Origin of the sequence: Kitasatospora sp. NPDC057940, from assembly GCF_042887425.1 — a bacterium.
Lineage (GTDB): Bacteria > Actinomycetota > Actinomycetes > Streptomycetales > Streptomycetaceae > Kitasatospora.
In genome coordinates this window covers 197909-217188 of sequence record NZ_JBHVPH010000013.1, presented here as the reverse complement: position 1 = coordinate 217188, position 19280 = coordinate 197909, and the positions used below count along the sequence as shown (strand labels likewise).

Genomic DNA, 19280 nt, shown 5'->3' with positions numbered 1-19280 from the left:
CTGTTTGTGCTGGTGGTGTGTGTGAGTTGGTGGTTGAGGTTGGTGAGGGCGTTGTGGGTGGCTTTGGTGTGTTGGTTGGGGATGGTGTGTTTGGGGAGGAGGGTGGGCCAGCCGTGGGGGGTGGTGGTGAAGGTGATGGTGAGTTTGGTGTGTTGGTTGTTGTGGGTGGGGGTGAGGGTGTAGGTGGTGGTGCCGGTGAAGTGGCCGGTGTGGGTGGTGGTGAGGGTGTGTGGGGGTGTGATGTGGGTGGTGGTGGCGGTGAAGTGGATTTTGGGTCCGGGTTTGGTGTGGCCGTTGGGGTGGATGGTGATGTGGGTGGTGCCGCCGGGGTGTTCGGGGGTGGGGTTGCCGGGTTGGTGGGTGTTGTGGGGGGTCCACCAGGTGGTGGTGCCGTTGAGTTCGGCGATGAGGTGGTTCCAGACCTGGTGGGTGGGGGCGTGGATGACGGCTTCGTTGACGAGGTCGTAGGTGTGCATGGTGTGGTCCTCCTGTCCTTTTCCGGGTTCGTGGTGTCCTGAGTTCCTGGGTTCTTTTTCCGGCCTTCTGGCGTGTAGGCCTGTATTTCTTTTTTGCCGCTTGCCGCTTGCCGCTTGCCGCTTGCCGCTTGCCGCTTGCCGCTTGCCGCTTGCCGTTTGCGGGTTTTTTGCTGGTTTGTTTTGTCTGTCTGTGGTTGGGGTCTTCTGTTTGTGGTCGTCGGCGGTTGTGTGCCTGTCGCCTGCCGCCTGCCGTTTGTGGCTTGCGTCTGTGTTTGGGATTGTTTTATTGGTGTTTTTTTGTGCGCGTGTTCTTGTGCCTGCGTGTTTCTGTGCCTGTGTGCCTGTGCGTCTGTGTCCGCGGCTGGGCCTGTGCCCGTGCGCCTGTGTTTGTGTTTCCGTGTCTTCGGCTGTGTCTGTGTGTGTTGTTGTTAGGGGAAGATGTTTTGGCCGGGGGTGAGGGTGTGGGTGGGGTCGTATTTGTGTTTGGTGTTGGTGAGGTTGTTCCATTGGGGGCCGTAGTGGTTTTTCCAGTCGGTGGGGGTCATGTGGGGGATGGCGCCGACGAGGTAGCGTTTGGCGCCGAGGGTGGTGGCGTGGTCGTAGAGGGTGCGGTTGTGGGTGAGTTGGGTGGTGGGGTTGGTGTCGGGGTGGGGGAAGGTGAGGAGGTCGAAGAGGTAGGTGGTGGGTTCGTTTGGGGTGATGGCGTAGGGGTGGGTGAGTTTGTTGGTGGGGAAGGGGTAGAAGAGGAGGAGGCCTTGGCCGAGGGTTTCGGGGGTGAGGAGGGGGGTGGCGTAGGTGATGAAGTTGGCGGCTTGGGTGGCGGGGAGGAAGAGGCTGAGCCAGGGTTTGGGTTGGTTCCAGTAGCCGAGGTTTTTGAGGTTTTGGGTCCAGGTGTCGGCGCGGTAGGTGTATTCGCGGTAGGTCTGGTCGGTGGTGGTGGTTTGGTTGGGGTTGGGGTTGAGTCCGGTGAGGAGGGGTGTGGGGTTGGGGGGTGTGGTGCCGTTGTAGTAGGTGGCGGTTTCGATTTTGTAGAGGGGGGTGGTGTTGTGTTGGGGGATGATTTCGCCGACTTGGGTGTGGAAGCGGCCGTCGTTGAGGATGGTTTGTTGGTCGGTGAGGTAGGTGGTGAGGTTGTTGTAGTAGAGGTTGAAGACGAGGGCGCGTTGGGGGGCGGGGATGAGTTTGACGGTGGCGCGGATGATGATGCCGAATTGTCCGGCGCCGGCGAGGGCGGCGTGGAAGAGGTCGCGGTTTTTGGTGGGGGTGGCGGTGAGGAGGTGGCCGGTGCCGGTGATGATGTCGATGGATTCGACGGTGTCGGCTTGGAGGCCGTGTTTTTGGACGGTGTTGCCGATGCCGCCGATGCTGATGGTGCCGCCGATGGAGAGGTGGAGGTAGTCGGTGAGGCAGGGTGGGGTGAGGCCTTGGTTGAGGGCGGCGTCGGTGAGTTGGGCCCAGGTGACGCCGGCGTCGACGGTGGCGTTGGTGGGGGTGATGGTGTGGATGCGGTTGAGGGTGCGGGCGTCGATGCTGATGCCGCCGTTGGTGGAGGCTTGGCCGTAGTTGGAGTGTGATTCGAGGTCGTTGTCGGTGCCGCTGCGGCCGTTCATGGCGACTTTGAGGCCGTTGCGGCGGGCGTAGTTGATGATTTTGATGATGTCCTGGTCGGAGCCGGGTTTGAGGACGGCGTGGGGGGTGTTGGTGGTGAGGCGGCCGAAGTCGTGGCTGAATTCGGTGAGGGTGGTGGTGTCGGTGGTGAGGGTGCCGTCGAGGGTGGGGATGGGGGAGAGGTGGCCGTGGGTGGTGGGGGTGTTGGTGGTGGCCCAGGTGCGGGTGGTGGTGTTGTAGGCGGTGATGAGGGCGGTGGTGGCGGTGGTGGTGAGGAGGGTTCGTCGGGTGAGGTTGGGGTTGGGCATGGGTTTCCTGTTCGGGTAGTGGGTGTGTTCGGGTGGTGTGTGTCTGTTCGTGGGTGGGGTGTCTGATGGTGTGATGGCCGCGGGCGGGTGGCCTGGTGGTGGTTAGTGTGTGAGGGCGGGTGGGTGGGTTCTGGGGGTGGGCTGCTTGCTGGGTCCGTGTGGGTGTTCGGTTGTCGGTCGTGTGTGCGTGCGGTTCGGGTGGGGTGTCCCGGGGTGTGGGCCGGCCGGGCGGCGGGGTCCGTGGGTGGGCGGGTGCCGCCCGGCCGTGTTGGGTGTGCCTGTGTGGTTGTCCCGTGCGCCCGTGTGCCCGAGCGTGTGTGCCCGAGCGTGTGTGTCCGGGTGTGCGCGTGTGTGGGGTCAGGGGGTGGTGTGGGTGACGGTGGCGCGTTGGTAGTTGAGGAGGTCGAAGCGGCGGGTCTGGCGGCGGAAGCGGTAGGTGTAGGTGGGCCAGATGGAGGGGTTGTTGCCGTGCTGGTCGGTGTACCAGCTCCGGCAGCCGCCGGCGTTCCAGACGGTGTTCTTCAGGCGGGCGGTGAGGGTCTGGTTGTAGGTGTCCTGGGCTTCGGGGCGGACCTCGACGGAGGTGATGCCGTGGGTGTCGATGGTCTTGAGGGCGTCGACGATGTAGGCGATCTGGGCTTCGATCATGACGGTCTGGGAGGAGTGGCCCAGGGTGGTGTTGGGGCCCAGGAGCATGAAGAGGTTGGGGAAGCCGTGGATGGTGGTGCCGCGGTGGGCCTTCATGCCGTGGGTGTGCCAGGTGTCGCGCAGGGTGGTGCCGTCGCGGCCGTGGATGCGGCGGGCGACGGGGCGGTCGGTGGCGGTGAAGCCGGTGGCCAGGATGATGGTGTCGACGGTGCGGGTGGTGCCGTCGGCGGTGGTGATGTGGGTGGGCCCGATGCCGGTGATGGTGTCGGAGACGATGTCGACGTTGGGCTGCTGGATGGCGGGGTACCAGGTGTTGGAGAACAGCAGGCGCTTGCAGCCCACCGTGTAGTCGGGGGTCAGGCGCTCGCGCAGGGCGGGGTCGGCGACGGACTTCTTGAGGTGGCCGGCGGCCATGTTCTTCATGCCGGTGGTGCGGCCCGGGCGGGACATGAAGAACGCGACGATCTCGCGGCCGTTCTTGTTGAACGCGCGGCGGAAGCGCTGGTAGCCGGGCAGGTGGCGCAGCATCCAGGTGTGGCGCGCGGTGTTGGGCTTGTCGGGTTTGTGGGCGACCCAGGGCGGGGTGCGCTGGTAGAGGTCGAGGCGGGCGACCCGGTCCTGGATGGCGGGGACGAACTGGATGGCGGAGGCGCCGGTGCCGATGACGGCGACGTTGCGGCCGGTGAGGTCGTGGTCGTGGCGCCAGCGCGCGGAGTGGAACACGGTGCCGGTGAAGGTGGACAGGCCCGGCAGGTCGGGGACGGCGGGCTCGGACAGGTAGCCGGTGCCGGTGACCAGGATCTGCGCGGTGTAGCGGCCGTGGGTGGTGTGGATGCGCCAGTGGCGGTGGTCGCCGTCCCAGTGGGCGTCGAGGAGTTCGTGGCCGTAGCGCAGGTGGGGTTCGACGCCGAAGCGGCGGGCGGTGTCCTTGAGGTAGGCGTGGACTTCGGCCTGGGTGGCGAAGGTGGACTTCCACTCCGGGTTGCGGGCGAAGGAGAAGGAGTAGAGGTGGGCCTGGACGTCGCAGGCGCAGCCGGGGTAGGTGTTGTCGCGCCAGGTGCCGCCGAGGTCGGTGGCGCGTTCGAAGACGAGGAAGTCGTCGGTGCCGGTCTGCAGGAGGCGGATCGCGGTGCCCAGGCCGGAGATGCCGGCGCCGATGATGGCGACTTTGAGGTGGCGCACGGCGGTGGTGTCGGGGTGTGCGGTGGCGCCGGCGGGTTCGGGCTGGTCGGCGCCGGAGGGGGCGGGGTGTTCGGCGGTGGTGGTCATGGCCGGGGTGTCCCCTTTCAGGCGCGGCGGGTGAGGGTGACGCGGAAGTTGTTGAAGATGTGGTCTTCGAGGGTGTAGGCGAAGATGTCGAGGTAGCGCTCGAAGCGCTGGACGGTGGTCTCGTCGGCCATGGCGACGGCCTCGTCGCGGCGGGCGGCCAGGAGTTCGAGCCAGGCGCGGCAGGCGCGGGCGAACGACTCGGGTTCGTTGCGGATCTCGGTGACCTCGAAGAGGCCGTCGAGGCCGGCGGCGAGTTCGGGCAGGCGCGGGATGTGGCAGCCCTCGAACTCCTCGCGCTGGAGGAACTTGAGGTCGTCCAGGAGCTGGCGGCGCAGCGGGGGGTTCTCGACGGTCATGGTGTGCAGGACGAAGCGGGCGCCGGGCTTGAGCAGGGAGTGGACCTGCTTGAAGAAGACGCGGTAGCGCTGGGTGCGCTCCTTGGGGGTGAGGGAGGAGAGCACGAAGTGTTCGAGGGCGTTGATGCAGAACGCGGCGTCGTAGGGCTCGCCGTCGGCCTTGTGGTCCTCCCAGCTCTCGACGCGGGCGTGGATGGCGGGGTTGTCGAGGGCGGCGACGAAGTCGGCCTGGGTGCGGGAGAGGGTGACGCCGACGGCCTGCTGGACGCCGTGGACGGTGGTGAGGCGGTTGAGCATGGTGCCCCAGCCGCAGCCGATGTCCAGGACCTTGGCCTTGCCGGCGGCCTGGGCGAGGTCGGTGAAGACGTCGAGCTTGCGTTCCTGGGCCTCGTCGAGGGTGGCGACGAGGTCCTCGCCGTCCTCCCAGTAGCCGCCGGAGTACATCATGGTGGGGCCGAGGATCAGGCGGTAGAGGTCGTTGCCGACCTCGTAGTGGTGGCGGATCGCGTCGACGTCGGGGTTGATGGAGCGGGTCTCGGCGGTGGTCATGCGGGTGTGCCCCTGTTCTGATGGCGGATCGGGTGGACTGGACTGGACTGGACTGGACTGGACTGGACTGGATCGGGCCGGGTCCGGCCGTGTTCGGCCGGGCCCGGTGGTGCGGGTGGTGCGGGTGTCCGGTGGCGCGGCGGCGGCGCCGCGGCGGGGCCGGGGGCGCCCTCGCCCCGCGTGGACGGCCGTGCCGGTGACGGTGGTCGGTCCCGTGCGGTGCGGGCGTTCGCGCGGGGTGGGGGCGGTCGGCGCGGGTGGCGCTGCGTGCGGCCCCGGTGCGCTGGCCGGCGGCGCCGTCCCGGTGCGGTGCGTCCCGGTGTGGTGCGGGCTGCCCCGTCCCGTCCCGCCGCGGTGCGTCGCGGTGCGGTGCGGTGCGTCGTGGTGCGGGGTGGTGGGTGTCGTGCGTGTGGGTGCGGTGTCTCGGGTCAGGTAAGCGCGTGTCTCGCAAGCGGCGCGCAAGCGTGGGCGGGGGGCCGGGGTTGCGGGGCGTTTGCGTGGGGGTGGGTTTCATGCGGTTTCGACAAGACACGCGGCCCCCACGGCCTTCCCGGGTTTCTCCCCGGGGGGTCCTCCCGGGTTCCGTCGCGGTGCCTCCCGTGGCCTGTGGCCGCCGGGGCGCGGCGGCGGCACCCGGAGGACCCCCCGGGGCGCGTCCTCCGGGTCTGTTCTGCCCCATCACGTGTTGGCGCCCGCTTCGGGGCGTCCAGGAAGGAACGATCACTCATGTCCGACATCCCCACCATCGAGGACCTGGCCGCGCAGTTGCAGGCGGTCTCCGGAGCACAGGAGATCGACGCGGACGCCGCGCTGCAGCACATCGCGGACGTGGACTCGCTGGATCTGATGGAGTGGCTGTACGGGTTCCAGAACCAGTACCCGCACATCCCGGCGGACGAGTCGCTGTTCGCGGACATCGACGACACGACGACGCTGCGGGTGGTGCACGAGCGGATCCTGGCGCTCGTGGCCCAGGCCGGCGTCTGAGCGCGGGGCACTGCTCGATGAGCGGCTTCGACATCACCGGGTGGGGGATCTTTGTCCCCGAGCGCGTGGTGACCAGCGTGGAGCTGGCGGAGCGTTTCGGTGTCGACGAGCACTGGATCGTCTCCCGGTGCGGGATCCGGGAACGGCGGGCGGTCGGGGCGGGGCAGAGCACCGCGTCGATGGCGGTCGAGGCCGGACGCCGGGCACTGGAACGGGCGGGACTGTCGGGTGCGGACATCGCGCACCTGATCGTGGCGACGGCGACACCGGAGCAGCCCTCGCCGGCGACGTCGGCGTTCGTCCACGACGAGCTGGGCATCGCGGGCAGCGCGCACGACGTGAACTCCGAGTGCGCGGGGTTCGTGTACGCGCTGGTGACCGCGGTGGGCCTGCTGCGCATGGACCCGCGGCCGATCCTGGTGATCGGTTCGGACACCCACACGCTGACCGCGAACCCGGCGGACCGGGACCTGTCGATCCTGGTGGGTGACGGGGCCGGTGCGGTGGTCCTGCAGCCCGGCCCGGTGGAGCGGATCCTGGCGTGGAACCTGGGCGCGGACGGCTCGTGCAAGGACAGCCTGAAGGTCCTGGCGGGGGGTTCGCGGATGCCCACGACCGAGGAGACGGTGCGCCGGGGCCTGCACTACGCGCAGATCAACGGCAACGAGATCTACCTGAACGCGGTGCGCTACACGGTGCGCACGATCCGCGAGACGCTGGAGCAGGCGAAGCTGACGCCGGCGGACGTGGACCACGTGGTGCCGCACCAGGCGAACATCCGGATCATCAACTCGGTGCTCGCCCATACGGGGATTCCCGCGGACCGCCTGGTGGCCAATCTCGACCGGTACGGCAACACGGCTTCGGCGTCGATCCCCATCGCGCTGGCGGAGGCGCTGGACGCCGGGCGCATCCAGGACGGGGACACGGTGCTGCTGGCCGGGTTCGGTGCCGGGATGACGTGGGGTTCGGTCCTGCTGACGTGGGGAGGGGCGCGGTGAGCGGCAAGGCGGCGTTCGGGCAGCGGCCCGCCTCCCCGGTGGCGCTGGTGACCGGCGCTTCGGGGGGCCTGGGCCGGGAGCTGGCGCTGGCGCTGGACGCGGCCGGGTGCCGGGTCGCGGTGCACTACAACAGCGCCCGCCAGGCCGCCGAGGAGGTGGCGGGCAAGCTGGCGGGCGACCACGTCCTGGTCACCGGCGACGTGGCGGACTACGCGCAGGTCACCGCGATGTACGAGCGGATCACCGAGGCGCTGGGCCCGGTGGACGTGCTCGTCAACAACGGGGCGGTGCGCAAGGACGCGCTGATGGCCATGCAGGATCCGGCGCAGTGGCGGCAGGTGATCGACACGAACCTGGTCGGTTCCTTCCACACCGCGCGGGTGTGCGTGCCGGCGATGCTGCGGGCCCGCTGGGGCCGGGTGGTCAACATCGTCTCGCCGTCCGCGCTGATCGCCACCGCCGGGCAGACCGCCTACGCGGCGTCCAAGGCGGGGCTGATCGGGCTGACCCGCACGCTGGCGGCGGAGTGCGGGCGCCGGGGGGTGACGGTGAACGCGCTGTCGCCCGGGTTCATGATCACGGGGATGACGGACACCCTGCCCGAGCACGTGGTCGCCGGGATGCGGGACAAGGTGCCGGTGCCGCGGTTCGTGACCCCGCAGGAGGTCGCCCGTTCCATCGGGCTCTTCCTCGACCAGGACTGCATGACCGGACAGGTCATCAGCATCGACTCGGGGGCCTCCATCACCTGACCCGCCCGCCCCCGGTTCCCGGCCCGGCCCCGGCCGGCCCGCCCGGCGCCCTTCCCGGCCCGCCCCCCTTTGGTGAAGACCTGGGGGGCGGGCCGGGCGGCGTTGCACGGGCGGCGTTGCGCGGGGCACGCCGCCCGGGGCCGGGCGGGGCCGGGCGGGGCGGGGCGGGGTTCTAGGCGAGGACGGCGAGCGCGGCCTCGTAGTTCGGCTCGTCGGCGATCTCCGCGACCAGCTCGGTGTGCAGGACGGTGTCGTTCTCGTCCAGGACGACGACGGCGCGGGCGGTCAGCCCCGCCAGCGGGCCGTCGGCCAGGGCCACGCCGTAGTTCTCGTGGAAGTCGCGGCCGCGCAGGGTGGACAGGGTCCGGACGCTGTCCAGGCCCTCGGCGCCGCAGAAGCGGGCCTGCGCGAACGGCAGGTCGGCGGAGATGCACAGCACCACGGTGTTGGCCAGCGAGCCGGCCTTGGCGTTGAAGGTGCGCACCGAGGTGGCGCAGGTGGGGGTGTCGATGCTGGGGAAGATGTTGAGGACCTTGCGCTTGCCGGCGAAGTCCTGCAGCGAGGTGTCGGCGAGCCCCTCGCCGACCAGCGTGAACGCCGGGGCCTGGCTGCCGGCCTGGGGCAGCGCGCCGCCGACCTGGACCGGGTTCCCCTTCAGCGTGACCTGAGCCATGAAAAGCCTCCTACCAGCGGTGGAATGTGGTGACAACGCCGCCGATCCTACTGCGCGCGCCCGGCCCCGGACGCCGGGCGGCCACCCCTCGGACACGGGAGGGCGTGCGGGCGCCGCCGCCGCCGTGCCTGCCGGTGCGCTCGCCGCCGTGCCCGCCGGTGTGCCTGCCGGTGTGCCTGCCCGTGGTCTGGCGGTGCGTCTGCCAGCAGGTCTGCCGGCGCGCCTGCCGGCGGGCCCGGCGGCGGGCCCTGTGGCTCAGGCGGACCAGAACGGGTCGTCGTGGCGGGGCAGGACGTCCAGGGTGCCGTCGGGCAGGGTCGGTTCGGGCACGTAGGTGCCGAAGGGGTCGCGGTCGCGGATGACGGGGATGGGGCCGACGGTGGCCTGGAAGGTGATGTTCCCGGCGGCGCCGAACAGCACGGCGACGCCGTAGCCGGCGGGCGTGGTGGCGAACATGGCGGGCTGGCGGGGGTTGACGGCGGTGATCCGGTAGCCGCGGGCCTGCCAGCCGCGTTCGGTGACGCCCAGCAGCGCCCCGTACCTGGCGGGGGCGACCCGGGTGGTGACGTGCCGTTCGCGGGTGGCGGTGGCGTAGCCCAGGGAGCGGTCCTCCAGGCCGCCGGTGGTCTGCTCGGTGGAGCGCGGCCAGCCGTCCCAGTGGCGCAGCGGGGGGCGGATGGCGGACATCGCCTCGTCGAGGAGCGCGTCGAGGGTGTGGACGGCCTGTTCGGGGGTCATGGCGGGGGCCTTCGGCTGGTGCGGGGTCACGCGGCGGGGGCGGGGCGGGCCCTGGCGGGGGGCCTGGGGAGGGGGACGGCGGGCGGGGGTGGGTCAGGTGGACCAGTAGGGGTCGTCGTAGGCGGGGAGGATGTCGGGGTTGCCGTTCGGCAGGGTGGGTTCGGGGGTGGGGGTGCCGAAGGGGTCGCGGTCGCGGATGACGGGGATGTGGCCGCCGCCGGAGGCCTGGAGGGTGATGTTGCCGGCGGCGCCGAACAGCATCGCGACGGAGGATCCGTCCGGGGCGGCGGCGAACAGGGCCGGCTGGTTGGGGTTGACCGACGTGATCTTGTATCCCTTGGCCTTCCAGTCGCGTTCGGCCATGTCCATCAGGGTGGTGTACTTGGCCTTGGAGACCTTGGTCATGATGTAGCGGTCGCGGGTGGCGGTGGCGTAGCCCTTGGAGTGGTCGTCGATGCCCCCGCTCTGTTCGGTGGAGCGCGGCCAGCCGTCCCGGTGGCGCAGCGGCGGCTGGATGCCGGAGAGCGCGTCGTCCAGGAGCGCGTCGAGTTTCTGGACGGCCTGTTCGGGTGTGGTGAGGGACTCGGGTGCCGGGTGCTCGTCGCCCACGCCCGCGCCCGTGTGTCCGCAGGCTGTCAGGGCGAGTGCCAGCGTGGCGGCCGTGAGGCCGAGCCGTCGTGCGGTCGGGGTTGCCATGCTCATCGGCCTTCCTGCCGTGTCACGGCGTCGTACCTGCCGGCCACGATCTGGCCGATGTTGTTGACCGACTCCGCGGTCGCGGTGTCGGAGGAGCTGTTCATGTAGTTGGAGTGGGAGTCCAGGGACAGGGGCTTGCCGTCGGGGACCGCGAACCGGTTGGCGCCGAAGTCCTTGCTGGCCGGGTCCTGGCCGAACCAGAGCTGGTTGTCGGGGCCGAACGTCTCGTAGAGGTCGTCGGCGGCGGGGCCCAGGACGGGGCCAAGGGCCACGTCGGTGGCGACCCGGCCCTTGGCCGGCAGGTGGCTGACCGGGTCGTTCTCGGCGTCGCCGACCCACACGTGGTGGGGGTCGATGTGCAGTTGGGAGGCCTTGTCGGCGCCGGTGCCGGGGGAGCCGACCAGGATGATGTCGTCGGCGCCGGTGCCGCCGGGCATCTGCGCGCCCAGGCCCACCGTGGTGGAGCCGTAGCTGTGGGCGAGGGCGACCAGGTGCGCCGGCGCTCCCTCGTGGGTGGCGCGCAGTCCGGCCATGAACGTGTCGTAGGCGGCGCCGCCCTTGGCGGCGCGGTCGGTGCTCATCACCTCCAGGGGCCGGGGGTCCCCGTCGAGGACCTTCTCCAGTCCGGGCGGCGGGTCGTAGCCGAGCCAGATCATGGAGGCGACCTCGGCACTGGAGTCGGCGATGCGGGCGGCGGTCCACACGTTCAGGGCCCGGTCGGCGTCCTTGCCGCCGACGGAGGACAGCTTGGTGCCGAGTCCCGGCACGTAGGCGCTGACGTTCTTCGCGGTGTCGGGGTTGCCGAAGGACAGGATGCCGCGGCCCTGGCCCTGTTCGCTGACGCCCAGCAGGAACGCGGGCGGCTGCTTGCCGTTCTGCACGTTCAGCTTGTCCCGGATCGCGTGGAAGCCGTCCAGTTTCTGCTTGTCGTCGTCCGACGGGTTCGGCTTGTGCTCGTAGGTGTCGATCAGGTGGGCCAGGTTGAGGCGGTTGGCCTGGTCGCGGGCGGTGGCGGGGATGCCGTCGCGCATGCCCAGCAGGTCGGGGTGGGCCTGGACCAGGCGCTGCTGCTCGTCCGGGGTCAGGCCCTTCCACCAGGAGTTGACCTCGGTGGGGGCGGCGCCGGCGGGCGGCCAGCCGGCGGCCATCAGGCCGGTGCCGAGTTCGTCGACGGCCTTGCGGTCGGCGGCGGCCTGTGTCAGGTCCAGGCCGGTGCCGGTGCGGGCCCGCGCGGTCAGGTCGTCCAGCAGTTTGGCGATCTTCTGGTCGGCGCCGTCGGCCTCGGTGACGGCGCGGGAGATGCGGTCCGCCAGGGCCCTGGCCCGCTGGGGGGTGTCGTAGTCGGGGTCGTGGCGTTCGGCCTGGGAGGGTGCCGGCCAGCTGACCGTGCCGTCCTCGGCGACCGTCAGTCCCGCGCCCTGGGCCTCCTGGAGGGCCTCCTTCAGCTTGGACTGGGCCAGCTGGAAGCTCTCCGAGGCCTCGCGCAGCAGCTCCGAGACCGCGGACATCTCGGTGTGCGCGGCGTCCAGGCGCCCGCTGGTGCGCTGCAGGGAGGCGTTGGCGGCGCCGGCCGCGGTGCCGACCCACTGGCTGTTGAAGACGTGTTTGGTGACCTCGGTGTTCATGGCCTGGACGTGCTTGCCGAACGCGCCGGCCAGGGTGTCGTAGGCGCCGGCGGCGCCGGTCAGGGAGGACAGGTCCGCGTCGCGCAGCTGGGCGAGGGTGACCATCAGTTCACCGCCGGCGCGTAGGGTCCGGCGCCGGGCGGTTTGAGGGCGCCGGCGTTGCCCGTGTCGGTGCCGCGGTAGTTGTCGGCGCTCCGGCCCAGTTTCAGGCTCACGCCGTCCACCTCGGAGGCCAGCTTGTTCAGGCACTCCTCCCACGCCGCCGTGCAGGCGTGCAGCGACGCCCCGGTGCGCCAGCCCGACAGTGCCGCGACCGCCGTGTCGGAGGGTTCGTGGATGTGCTTGAGCTCGCCCGGCATCGCCTCGGCGGTGTCCTTGGCGACCTTCGCCGCCGTGTCCAGGTCCGCCGGGTTCACCCCGAACAGCGGCCCGCCCGCCGGCGGCCCGTAGGGCCCGTACAGGCCCGGCCCGTCGGAGCCCGCGTACGCGTTCATGGATCCCGTCCCCCCGCTGGTCGACCTACTGCTGTGCCCGACCCGGGCCCGCACCGGGGCTCGTGGCCGGGCTCGCGGCCGGGGTCCCGTGCGGGCATGCGCAACCGCACGCTTGTACGGTTCGCGTCGAAGCATGGCGAAAATAGCAGATCAGCCCACCGGCGCCGACCCGTCCGCGGCCCGGCTGAGGCCCGGCTGCGGCCCGGGGCCTGCCCGGTGACGGCCCGGCAGCGGGCCTTCGGTGCCCGCGTCCCGGCGGTGGCGCCCCGTCACCCGGGCCCGGGGCGCCGGCGGCCGGGCGGTGGTGCGGGTGCGGTCTGCGGCCGCGGTGGCCGGGCGGCTCAGGGGGCGGGGTCCGCCGGCCCGGCCGGGCGGGGCCAGGGGTGGGCGGGGTCCTCGGTGATCCGCACCTGCTGCGGTCGTGCGTCGTCGGAAGCCACGCCCGCCGTGATCGCACCCGGCAGCGGCCGGGCCCGCGGCCGGGCCCGAACTCCCCCGCGCCGCACGGCCGGTGCGCCGCGTCCCCGCGGCGGGCGGCCCGGGCCACCCCCTCCACATACTCGGATCCGAGTAGTATGATCCGAGTATCACCGGCCCGGAACCCGAACCACCGGTCCCGGGCCCCCCGCGTGCGACCACGGAGTGCCATGACCGCCAAACGACCCGCCAACCCCCTGGCCCTGGCCCTGCTCGGCCTGCTCCTCGAACAGCCCCTGCACCCCCACGCCATGGCCACCACCCTGCGCGAGCGCCACCTCGACCAGGCCTTCAAACTGACCACCGGTTCGCTCTACGACACGGTGCGCGCCCTGGCCCGCGACGGCTGGATCGAGGCCACCGACACCGAACAAGTAGGGGCGCGCCCCGCCCGCACCGTCTACCGCCACACCCCCCGGGGCCGCGAGTACTTCACCCAGTGGCTGGACGAACTCATCCGCGAACCCTCCCGCGAATACCCCAAATTCCTGTCCGCCGTCAGCTACCTCGGCGCCCTGGGACCACAACGCGCCGCCCAGGCCCTGCGCGAACGCGCCGCCGCCCTGCAGACCCGCATCACCGAGAGCGAACACGCCCACCACCGCGCCACCCGAGAACACCACGCCCCCCGACTGTTCGTCATCGAGGCCGAGTACGGAAACGCCATGCTGCGCGCCGAACGCCAATGGGTGCTGCGCACCGCCGAGGAGATCGAACAGGGCACCCTGGCCTGGCCGGAGGCCGCCCCCGATGCCTGACACCCCCGCACCCGACACCACCCCCGCGCCCGACGCCACGCCCACGTCCGCGCCCGTCCCCGCGCAGGCCCCCGCCGGACAGCGCTTACCCGCCGCCGCACCCGCCGTCGGGGCCGCCACCGCCGGCGGGGCCGGTGACGCGGACGTCCTGGTCGTCGGCGCCGGCCCCGCCGGCCTGGTGCTGGCCTGCGAACTGGCCCTGGCCCGCGTGCGCACCGTGCTCCTGGAACGCGACCCGTCCCCGCCCGGCTTCTGCCGCGGCTTCAACCTCAACGCCCGCAGCCTGGAACTGCTGGAACGCCGCGGCCTGGCCGAACGCCTCCTCGCCGAAGGCCCCACCGTGGCGAGCACCGCGTTCACCGCACAGGCCCGCCTCGACCTCGCCGCCATGCGCACCCGCCACCCCTACGTCCTGGGCATCGCCCAGACCAGGGTGGAGGAGATCCTCACCGAACACGCCCACCACCTGGGCGTACGCATCCTGCGCGGCCACCGCCTGACCGCACTTCACCAGGACGACGACGGCGTCCACGCCCACACCGACACCCCGGACGGCCCCGCGCTGCTGCACGCCGCCTGGCTGGCCGGCTGCGACGGCGGCCGCAGCACCGTACGCGAACTCGCCGCCATCGCCTTCCCCGGCACCCCCGCCCGCCGCTTCACCCTGCTCGCGGACGTGGTCCTGACCGACCCCCGGCAGATCCCCTTCGGCGTGAACACCGGCCCGGGCGGCACCGTGTTCGCCATCCCCCGGCCCGGCTACGTCCGCCTGATCACCGCCGATGCCCACCCGCCCCGGGACCGGCACGAACCCCTCACCCTGCCCCGCTTCCAGCAGGCACTGGACCACGCCCTGGGACACCGCGTCCCGATCGCCCGCGCCCACTGGCTGACCCGCTTCGGCGACGCCGCCCGCCTGGCCGAACGCCTGCGCCAGGGCCGCGTCCTGCTGGCCGGCGACGCCGCCCACATCCACCCGCCCGCCGGCGCCATCGGCGTCAACGCCGCCATCGACGACGCGATGAACCTCGGCTGGAAACTCGCCCTCGTCGCCCGCGGACAAGCCCCCGAAACCCTCCTGGACACCTACCACGCCGAACGCCACGCGGCCGGCGCCAGACTCCTGCGCAACACCCGCGCCCAGGCCCTGCTCGCCGGCGACGACGAGGAACTCGCGCCGGTGCGCGACCTGCTCGCCGAACTCGCACAGGCCAAGGACACGGCCGGCCCCCTGGCCGAGGAGATCACCGGCATCGCCACCCGCTACCCGGCCCCCCACGGCAGCGGCCACCCCTGGGAAGGCGCGATGGTCCCCGACATCCCCCTCCACCACGTCACCCACCACGACGTCCCCCACCACGACGGCACCGCACGACACGGCACCCTCCAACACGGAGCCCTGGTACCGCTGCTGGCCCGCACCGGCGCCGGCGCCCTGCTCCTGGAGGACACCACCGCGGCCGAGGCGCTGCGCGCGGCGGCCGCCCCCTGGGCGGACCGGGTGAGCGTGGCGACGGTGCGGCCCGGCGCCCTGCCCGACACGTCAGCGGTGCTGGTGCGCCCGGACGGCCACGCCGCCTGGACCGCACCGCCCACCGGGACGCCCACCGAAACACCCACCGGGACGCCCACCGCACGGCCCCCGGCCGCCGCCGAACAGCTGCGCGCGGCCCTGCACCTGTGGTTCGGGCCCCCTGCGGCGGCGCCGGTGGCCGGCGCGGCCTTCCCGCCGGGGTCCCGCATGTCCACCCCTTGACCGGGTGACGCCGAGACCCCGCCATCCGACCCGACAAGGCCGCACCCCGCCTGGGTTCGACGTCCACTCAGGCCGCACAGGGGGGTGGCACCCTTCCCGGACCCGGACCCGGACCCGGACCCGGACCCGGACCCGGACCCGGACCCGGACACGCACGCCCCGGCCCCAGGCCGGCGGGCCGGCGGGCCTCGCCCGAGCCGCGAGCCGGTCCCGCCGCCGCCGCCGGGCTCAGGCGGCCAGGCCCGGGAGGACCTCGGCGCCGGGCAGCCGGGTCACCGCCCAGCCGGGGAGGATCAGCTTGCCCCGCCGCCGCCCGCTGCCGATGAGCACGTGCGGGGCGGCGGCCACCGCCTCGTCGACCAGCAGCGGCCAGCCGCCCGGCAGGCCGACGGCGGTGATGCCGCCGTACTCCATGCCCGTGGCCGCGACGGCGACGTCCACCGGCGCGAAGGAGGCCTTGCGCGCGCCCAGGTGCCTGCGCACGGCGGTGTTGACGTCCAGACGGGTGTCGGCGCGCACCAGGCAGGCGGCCAGGGTGACGTCGCCGCCGCGTTTGGCGGCGACCACCACGCAGTTCGCGGAGAGCTCCAACGGCACGTCGTAGGCCTGGCAGAACACCGCGGTGTCCGCCTTGTCGGGGTCGGTGTCCACGTACAGCACGGACCCGGCCCACCCGTGCGCGTCCGCGTTCCTCAAGGCGTCGGTGACGGGGGCGGCGAGCTCGTCGACGACCTCGACCGCCGCGCGGACGAGGGTGAAGTTCCCGAACGGGGCGCGCACGTTCTCGTTCATGAAGCGGACTGTACCGCGCACCCCGGCAGGCCTGGCGCGGGCCCCGCCGCCGCCCCCCGGGGCGGCGAAATCCGGTGCCGGCCCGAGTCGGTGGCGCCGGCGCGGGAAAGGGCCCCGCCATGGAAGACCTCGCGCACGACACCGATGAGGCGGCCGCCGGACAGGACGGCCCGCCGCCCCACCTGCTCCCCGGCCCGCCGCCCCACCTGCTCCCCGGCCCGCCGCCGCACCTGCTCCCCGGCCCCGCGGCGCACGCGGCGCGCCTGACCGGCGGCGCCGCGAACACCGTCTGGCTCGTCACCCTGGCCGACGGCGGACGCGTGGTGGTGAAGTGCACCCCGGCCCTGGCCCCCGACGCGTACGCGAAAGAGGCCCAGGGCCTGCAGGCCCTGCGCACCCACGGCGCCCTGTCGACCCCGCGGGTACTGGCCCTGCACCCGGACGGCCTGGTCCTGGAAGCCCTCGAACAGCCGCCCGCACACGACCCCGGCTTCTGGGAACGCGCCGCACACGCGCTGGCCGGCCTGCACGCCACCACCGGCCAGCGCTTCGGCTGGACCGAGGACGGCTGGCTCGGCCGCCTGGCACAGCGCAACCCCTGGACCGAGGACGGACACGAGTTCTTCGCCCGCCACCGCCTGCTGCGCTACCTCGACGAACCCCTGGCCCGCCAGGCGCTCGGCCCCCGGGGCCGCGCCGACCTGGAACGCGTCTGCGACCGGCTGCCCCAACTCCTCCCCGCCGCACCGCCCGTCCTCACCCACGGCGACCTGTGGCACGGCAACATCCTCGCCCGCCCGGACGCGACACCGGCGTTCATCGACCCGGCGGTGTGCTGGACATGGGCGGAGACGGACCTGAGCATGATGTTCTGCACCGGCGGCGTCCCCGCCCGCTTCTTCGACGCCTACCGCGAACACCACCCCCTCACCGACGGCTGGCAGGACCGCATGCGGCTGCTCCACCTGCGCGAACAGCTCAGCTGCGCCGCCCACTTCGGCGCACGCGACGGCCACACCGGCGACCTGCTCGACGTGCTGCGCACCTACCGGTAGCGCGCCCGCCCGCCCGGCCCGCCGCCCGCTGCGCCGTCCTCAGCGGCCTTCTCGTCTGTGGCGCTCCCGCGGTGCGTCGGGGACCAGTTCCTGGTCGTGGCGGGCCAGGAGGGTCTGCATCGTCCGGCGGTCCGGGCGGCCGTCGGCGGCCAGGGCGGCGGCCTCGATGAAGAACTCCTCGAAGCCGGCCGGGGTCAGCGTCACCAGGATCGTGGCGGGGGTGTCGCCGATCGCGGTGAAGGCGTGCGGGTGGGTGCGCGGGACGTGCAGGAAGGCGCCGGGGCCCGCCTCGGTGGTGTGCTCGTCGCACCGCAGGCGGAACGCGCCGCTGACGACGTAGAACGTCTCGTCGTGGCCGCGGTGCAGGTGCAGGGGCGCGCCCTGGCCGGGTTCGAAGGTGGACTCCAGGACGGCGATCGATCCGCCGCTCTGGGCGCCCGCGAGTTTGACGACGTACGGGCTGCCCGGCACGTGGCGGCGCCCGCCCTGCCCGGGGGCCAGGGCGACGGGCTCGCGGCGGACGCCGCCACCGCCGCGCTCCCGGCACGGCTCCCCGCCGGGTCCTGGGCCGGGCTGCCCGCCGGGTTCCGTGCGGCGGGTGTCAGCCACGGCCGGGGTCCTCGGCGGGCTCCTCGCCGGGCTGTCCGGTGAACTCCTCGCGGTGGCGTTCGGCCCAGGCCCGAAACGGTGTCGCCGCGCGGCCGGTGAGCTGCTGGACCGCGGGCGTGACGGTCGCGGCGAACGGTTCCAGGGACGCGGCGCGCAGCGCCATGACCGCGTCCGCGCTCTCCGGGCGCAGGCCGTGGTCCAGGAGCGCCCGGCGGGCGGCGGCGGGCGGGATCTCGGTGAAGGCCAGCGGGGTGCCCAGGACTTCGGCGAGCGTCGCGGTCATCTCGCCCGGGGTGAGGGCCTGGGGGCCGGTCAGCAGGTGGGCCCGGCCGTCGAGTCCGGGCCGGGTCAGGGCGTGGGCGGCGGCCGCGGCGATGTCGGCGGGGTCGATGACGGAGACCCGCCCGGCGGCGAACGGGGCCCGGACGGTGCGCGCGGCGCGGATCGCTGCGGCCCAGGCGAGGGTGTTGGACATGAAGCCCATCGGGCGCAGGAACGTCCAGGCCAGGCCGCTGTCCCGGACGGCCTGCTCGCCCGCGCGGTGCCAGCGGGCGACGGGGTCGTCCGCGTCCGGGGCCGCGGCCCGGCCGGAGGACAGCTTGACGACGGCCTCGGCACCGGCGCGGGCGGCCGCGGCGGCGAGGTTGGCGTCGTGGCGCGGGATGTCGGGGCCGTCGGAGAGCAGGAACACCCTGCGCACGCCCCGCAGGGCGGCGGCCAGGCTGTCCGGCTCGCCCAGGTCGGCGCCGACGACCTCCACGCCGCCCGGCAGACGGGCCCGATCGGGGCGGCGGGTGGCGGCGCGCACGGGGGCGCCGAGGGCGGCCAGGTGGCCGACGAGGGCGCGGCCGACGGTGCCGGTCGCACCGGTCACGAGGATCACGGGGTCCTCCGGGTGTTCTTGGTCGGACTGTTCTTCGCCAGGCGGGTCTTCGTCAGGGTGTCGAGCAGGTCGTCGTGCCAGGCCAGGTCGGCCCTCAGACGGGCGAGGCAGTGCTCGAAGATCCACGGTTCCAGGCCGGTCAGGTCCGGCCGGGCGGCCTCGAACTGCTCCTCGAACAGGGCCACCTGGTCGGCCACGGCCTGCCGGCGTGCGGAGACGGCCCCGGCGAGGTCCTCGTCCGTGAGGTCCGCCGTGTACTGCAGAGCCAGATCGACTGGGTCGGGCAGCAGACGCACCTTACGAAGCGCCGCGTCACGCAGGGCGGCGAGCTCCCGGCGGCCCTGGTCGGTGATCGCGTAGACGGTCCGCTCGGGCGGGTTGCCGACCTTCTCGCTGCGCACCACCTCGACCAGGCCGTCGTCGGCCATCCGGTGCAGGACGCTGTAGAGCGATCCGGGCTTGACGTCGGTCCACAGCTCGGTGCGGTCGAGCTGGGCCGCCTGGCGGATCTGGTAGCCGTGCATCGGGCCGCCCCGGGCCAGCGCGCTGAGTGCGAAGAGTCGCGAAGTGCTCACATTGCTAGTCGAACACGACTACGGGTCATAGTCAAACGCGATTATGGGTGGGGTGTGGGTGTGGGTGAGGCCGGGGCGTGGGAAGTCGGCCGGTCCGACTTCCCACGGCCCAGCCGTAGGCGGGGGGGGGGGGGGGCCGGGCGGACCCCTGCGGCGCGCCCCGGTCAAAACCCAACCCGGCCAAAGCCCCAAAAA

General features: G+C 72.6%; 19 protein-coding genes. 6 read left to right on the top strand and 13 right to left on the bottom strand.

Features of this window, described 5'->3' with window-relative positions:
• The 4 genes from ACFVTF_RS21570 to ACFVTF_RS21555 all read right to left on the bottom strand — a co-directional run.
• Window positions 1-476: SRPBCC family protein (locus tag ACFVTF_RS21570; protein ID WP_387815599.1), on the bottom strand; the 476-nt coding region annotated here is incomplete at its 3' end.
• Between the two features lie 428 nt (window positions 477-904).
• The gene (locus ACFVTF_RS21565; protein ID WP_387815597.1) at window positions 905-2392 is read right to left on the bottom strand and encodes an FAD-binding protein; all 1488 of its coding nucleotides are present in this window, start codon (window positions 2390-2392) and stop codon (window positions 905-907) included.
• 357 nt (window positions 2393-2749) lie between these two features.
• Complete coding sequence (locus ACFVTF_RS21560) at window positions 2750-4309, bottom strand: flavin-containing monooxygenase (protein ID WP_387815595.1); 1560 nt, start codon at window positions 4307-4309, stop codon at window positions 2750-2752.
• A gap of 17 nt (window positions 4310-4326) precedes the next feature.
• On the bottom strand, window positions 4327-5214 hold the full coding sequence (locus ACFVTF_RS21555; RefSeq protein WP_371515390.1) for a class I SAM-dependent methyltransferase: 888 nt from the start codon (window positions 5212-5214) through the stop codon (window positions 4327-4329).
• Window positions 5215-5940: 726 nt separating this feature from the next.
• Between ACFVTF_RS21555 and ACFVTF_RS21550 the strand changes: the two genes are divergently transcribed.
• From ACFVTF_RS21550 to ACFVTF_RS21540, 3 genes are read left to right on the top strand one after another with little or no spacing between them, the layout of a single operon-like run.
• On the top strand, window positions 5941-6201 hold the full coding sequence (locus ACFVTF_RS21550; RefSeq protein ID WP_350887349.1) for a hypothetical protein: 261 nt from the start codon (window positions 5941-5943) through the stop codon (window positions 6199-6201).
• 17 nt (window positions 6202-6218) lie between these two features.
• Window positions 6219-7202 (top strand): 3-oxoacyl-ACP synthase III family protein, encoded by a 984-nt coding sequence (locus ACFVTF_RS21545; protein WP_371515389.1) that lies wholly within the window; start codon window positions 6219-6221, stop codon window positions 7200-7202.
• Window positions 7199-7954 carry an SDR family NAD(P)-dependent oxidoreductase gene (locus tag ACFVTF_RS21540; protein ID WP_387815592.1) on the top strand — a complete coding sequence of 252 codons (756 nt, stop codon included), beginning with the start codon at window positions 7199-7201 and terminating at the stop codon, window positions 7952-7954. Before ACFVTF_RS21545 ends, ACFVTF_RS21540 begins: the two co-directional genes overlap by 4 nt.
• A gap of 172 nt (window positions 7955-8126) precedes the next feature.
• Here ACFVTF_RS21540 and tpx read toward each other — a convergent pair whose 3' ends face one another.
• From tpx to ACFVTF_RS21515, 5 genes are all read right to left on the bottom strand, one after another.
• Window positions 8127-8627: a thiol peroxidase gene (gene tpx / locus ACFVTF_RS21535; RefSeq protein WP_063350790.1), complete on the bottom strand. Its 501-nt coding sequence runs from the start codon at window positions 8625-8627 to the stop codon at window positions 8127-8129.
• Between the two features lie 255 nt (window positions 8628-8882).
• Window positions 8883-9365 (bottom strand): hypothetical protein, encoded by a 483-nt coding sequence (locus ACFVTF_RS21530; protein WP_371515387.1) that lies wholly within the window; start codon window positions 9363-9365, stop codon window positions 8883-8885.
• 93 nt (window positions 9366-9458) lie between these two features.
• A complete protein-coding gene (locus ACFVTF_RS21525; protein ID WP_387815590.1) occupies window positions 9459-10067 on the bottom strand; it encodes a hypothetical protein in 609 nt (202 codons plus the stop codon).
• A complete protein-coding gene (locus tag ACFVTF_RS21520) occupies window positions 10064-11791 on the bottom strand; it encodes an alpha/beta hydrolase (RefSeq protein WP_387815588.1) in 1728 nt (575 codons plus the stop codon). The genes ACFVTF_RS21525 and ACFVTF_RS21520 overlap by 4 nt, the downstream gene beginning before the upstream one ends.
• Window positions 11791-12180, bottom strand: coding sequence for a WXG100 family type VII secretion target (locus ACFVTF_RS21515; RefSeq protein ID WP_387815586.1), 390 nt, complete (start codon window positions 12178-12180; stop codon window positions 11791-11793). Before ACFVTF_RS21515 ends, ACFVTF_RS21520 begins: the two co-directional genes overlap by 1 nt.
• A 647-nt stretch (window positions 12181-12827) precedes the next feature.
• On the opposite strand from ACFVTF_RS21515, the gene ACFVTF_RS21510 reads away from it, so the two are divergent.
• Together ACFVTF_RS21510 and ACFVTF_RS21505 are read left to right on the top strand one after the other, a co-directional pair.
• The gene (locus tag ACFVTF_RS21510) at window positions 12828-13415 is read left to right on the top strand and encodes a PadR family transcriptional regulator (RefSeq protein WP_387815584.1); all 588 of its coding nucleotides are present in this window, start codon (window positions 12828-12830) and stop codon (window positions 13413-13415) included.
• Window positions 13408-15171 (top strand): FAD-dependent monooxygenase, encoded by a 1764-nt coding sequence (locus ACFVTF_RS21505; RefSeq protein WP_387815582.1) that lies wholly within the window; start codon window positions 13408-13410, stop codon window positions 15169-15171. The genes ACFVTF_RS21510 and ACFVTF_RS21505 overlap by 8 nt, the downstream gene beginning before the upstream one ends.
• A 228-nt stretch (window positions 15172-15399) precedes the next feature.
• On the opposite strand, the gene ACFVTF_RS21500 is transcribed toward ACFVTF_RS21505, so the two are convergent.
• A complete protein-coding gene (locus ACFVTF_RS21500; protein ID WP_387815580.1) occupies window positions 15400-15963 on the bottom strand; it encodes a YbaK/EbsC family protein in 564 nt (187 codons plus the stop codon).
• 119 nt (window positions 15964-16082) lie between these two features.
• Between ACFVTF_RS21500 and ACFVTF_RS21495 the strand changes: the two genes are divergently transcribed.
• Window positions 16083-17018: a fructosamine kinase family protein gene (locus tag ACFVTF_RS21495; RefSeq protein ID WP_387815578.1), complete on the top strand. Its 936-nt coding sequence runs from the start codon at window positions 16083-16085 to the stop codon at window positions 17016-17018.
• Between the two features lie 39 nt (window positions 17019-17057).
• Here the strand turns inward: ACFVTF_RS21495 and ACFVTF_RS21490 are convergent, their stop codons facing one another.
• From ACFVTF_RS21490 to ACFVTF_RS21480, 3 genes are read right to left on the bottom strand one after another with little or no spacing between them, the layout of a single operon-like run.
• Entirely contained in the window at window positions 17058-17627 is a 570-nt protein-coding gene (locus tag ACFVTF_RS21490) for a cupin domain-containing protein (protein WP_387815576.1), read from the bottom strand.
• Window positions 17620-18510, bottom strand: a complete 891-nt coding sequence (locus ACFVTF_RS21485; protein ID WP_387815574.1) for an NAD(P)H-binding protein — start codon at window positions 18508-18510, stop codon at window positions 17620-17622. Before ACFVTF_RS21485 ends, ACFVTF_RS21490 begins: the two co-directional genes overlap by 8 nt.
• Window positions 18507-19085: a PadR family transcriptional regulator gene (locus ACFVTF_RS21480; RefSeq protein WP_387815572.1), complete on the bottom strand. Its 579-nt coding sequence runs from the start codon at window positions 19083-19085 to the stop codon at window positions 18507-18509. Before ACFVTF_RS21480 ends, ACFVTF_RS21485 begins: the two co-directional genes overlap by 4 nt.
• Window positions 19086-19280: the final 195 nt, after the last annotated feature.

Bases quoted from the DNA above. Each gene is read 5' to 3' on its own strand.
- ACFVTF_RS21550 (WP_350887349.1), top strand. From the start codon at position 5,941: ATGTCCGACATCCCCACCATCGAGGACCTGGCCGCGCAGTTGCAGGCG.
- ACFVTF_RS21520 (WP_387815588.1), bottom strand. From the start codon at position 11,791: ATGGTCACCCTCGCCCAGCTGCGCGACGCGGACCTGTCCTCCCTGACC.
- ACFVTF_RS21505 (WP_387815582.1), top strand. From the start codon at position 13,408: ATGCCTGACACCCCCGCACCCGACACCACCCCCGCGCCCGACGCCACG.
- ACFVTF_RS21545 (WP_371515389.1), top strand. From the start codon at position 6,219: ATGAGCGGCTTCGACATCACCGGGTGGGGGATCTTTGTCCCCGAGCGC.
- ACFVTF_RS21495 (WP_387815578.1), top strand. From the start codon at position 16,083: ATGGAAGACCTCGCGCACGACACCGATGAGGCGGCCGCCGGACAGGAC.
- ACFVTF_RS21525 (WP_387815590.1), bottom strand. From the start codon at position 10,067: ATGAGCATGGCAACCCCGACCGCACGACGGCTCGGCCTCACGGCCGCC.
- ACFVTF_RS21515 (WP_387815586.1), bottom strand. From the start codon at position 12,180: ATGAACGCGTACGCGGGCTCCGACGGGCCGGGCCTGTACGGGCCCTAC.
- ACFVTF_RS21530 (WP_371515387.1), bottom strand. From the start codon at position 9,365: ATGACCCCCGAACAGGCCGTCCACACCCTCGACGCGCTCCTCGACGAG.
- ACFVTF_RS21555 (WP_371515390.1), bottom strand. From the start codon at position 5,214: ATGACCACCGCCGAGACCCGCTCCATCAACCCCGACGTCGACGCGATC.
- ACFVTF_RS21510 (WP_387815584.1), top strand. From the start codon at position 12,828: ATGACCGCCAAACGACCCGCCAACCCCCTGGCCCTGGCCCTGCTCGGC.
- ACFVTF_RS21560 (WP_387815595.1), bottom strand. From the start codon at position 4,309: ATGACCACCACCGCCGAACACCCCGCCCCCTCCGGCGCCGACCAGCCC.
- tpx (WP_063350790.1), bottom strand. From the start codon at position 8,627: ATGGCTCAGGTCACGCTGAAGGGGAACCCGGTCCAGGTCGGCGGCGCG.
- ACFVTF_RS21565 (WP_387815597.1), bottom strand. From the start codon at position 2,392: ATGCCCAACCCCAACCTCACCCGACGAACCCTCCTCACCACCACCGCC.
- ACFVTF_RS21500 (WP_387815580.1), bottom strand. From the start codon at position 15,963: ATGAACGAGAACGTGCGCGCCCCGTTCGGGAACTTCACCCTCGTCCGC.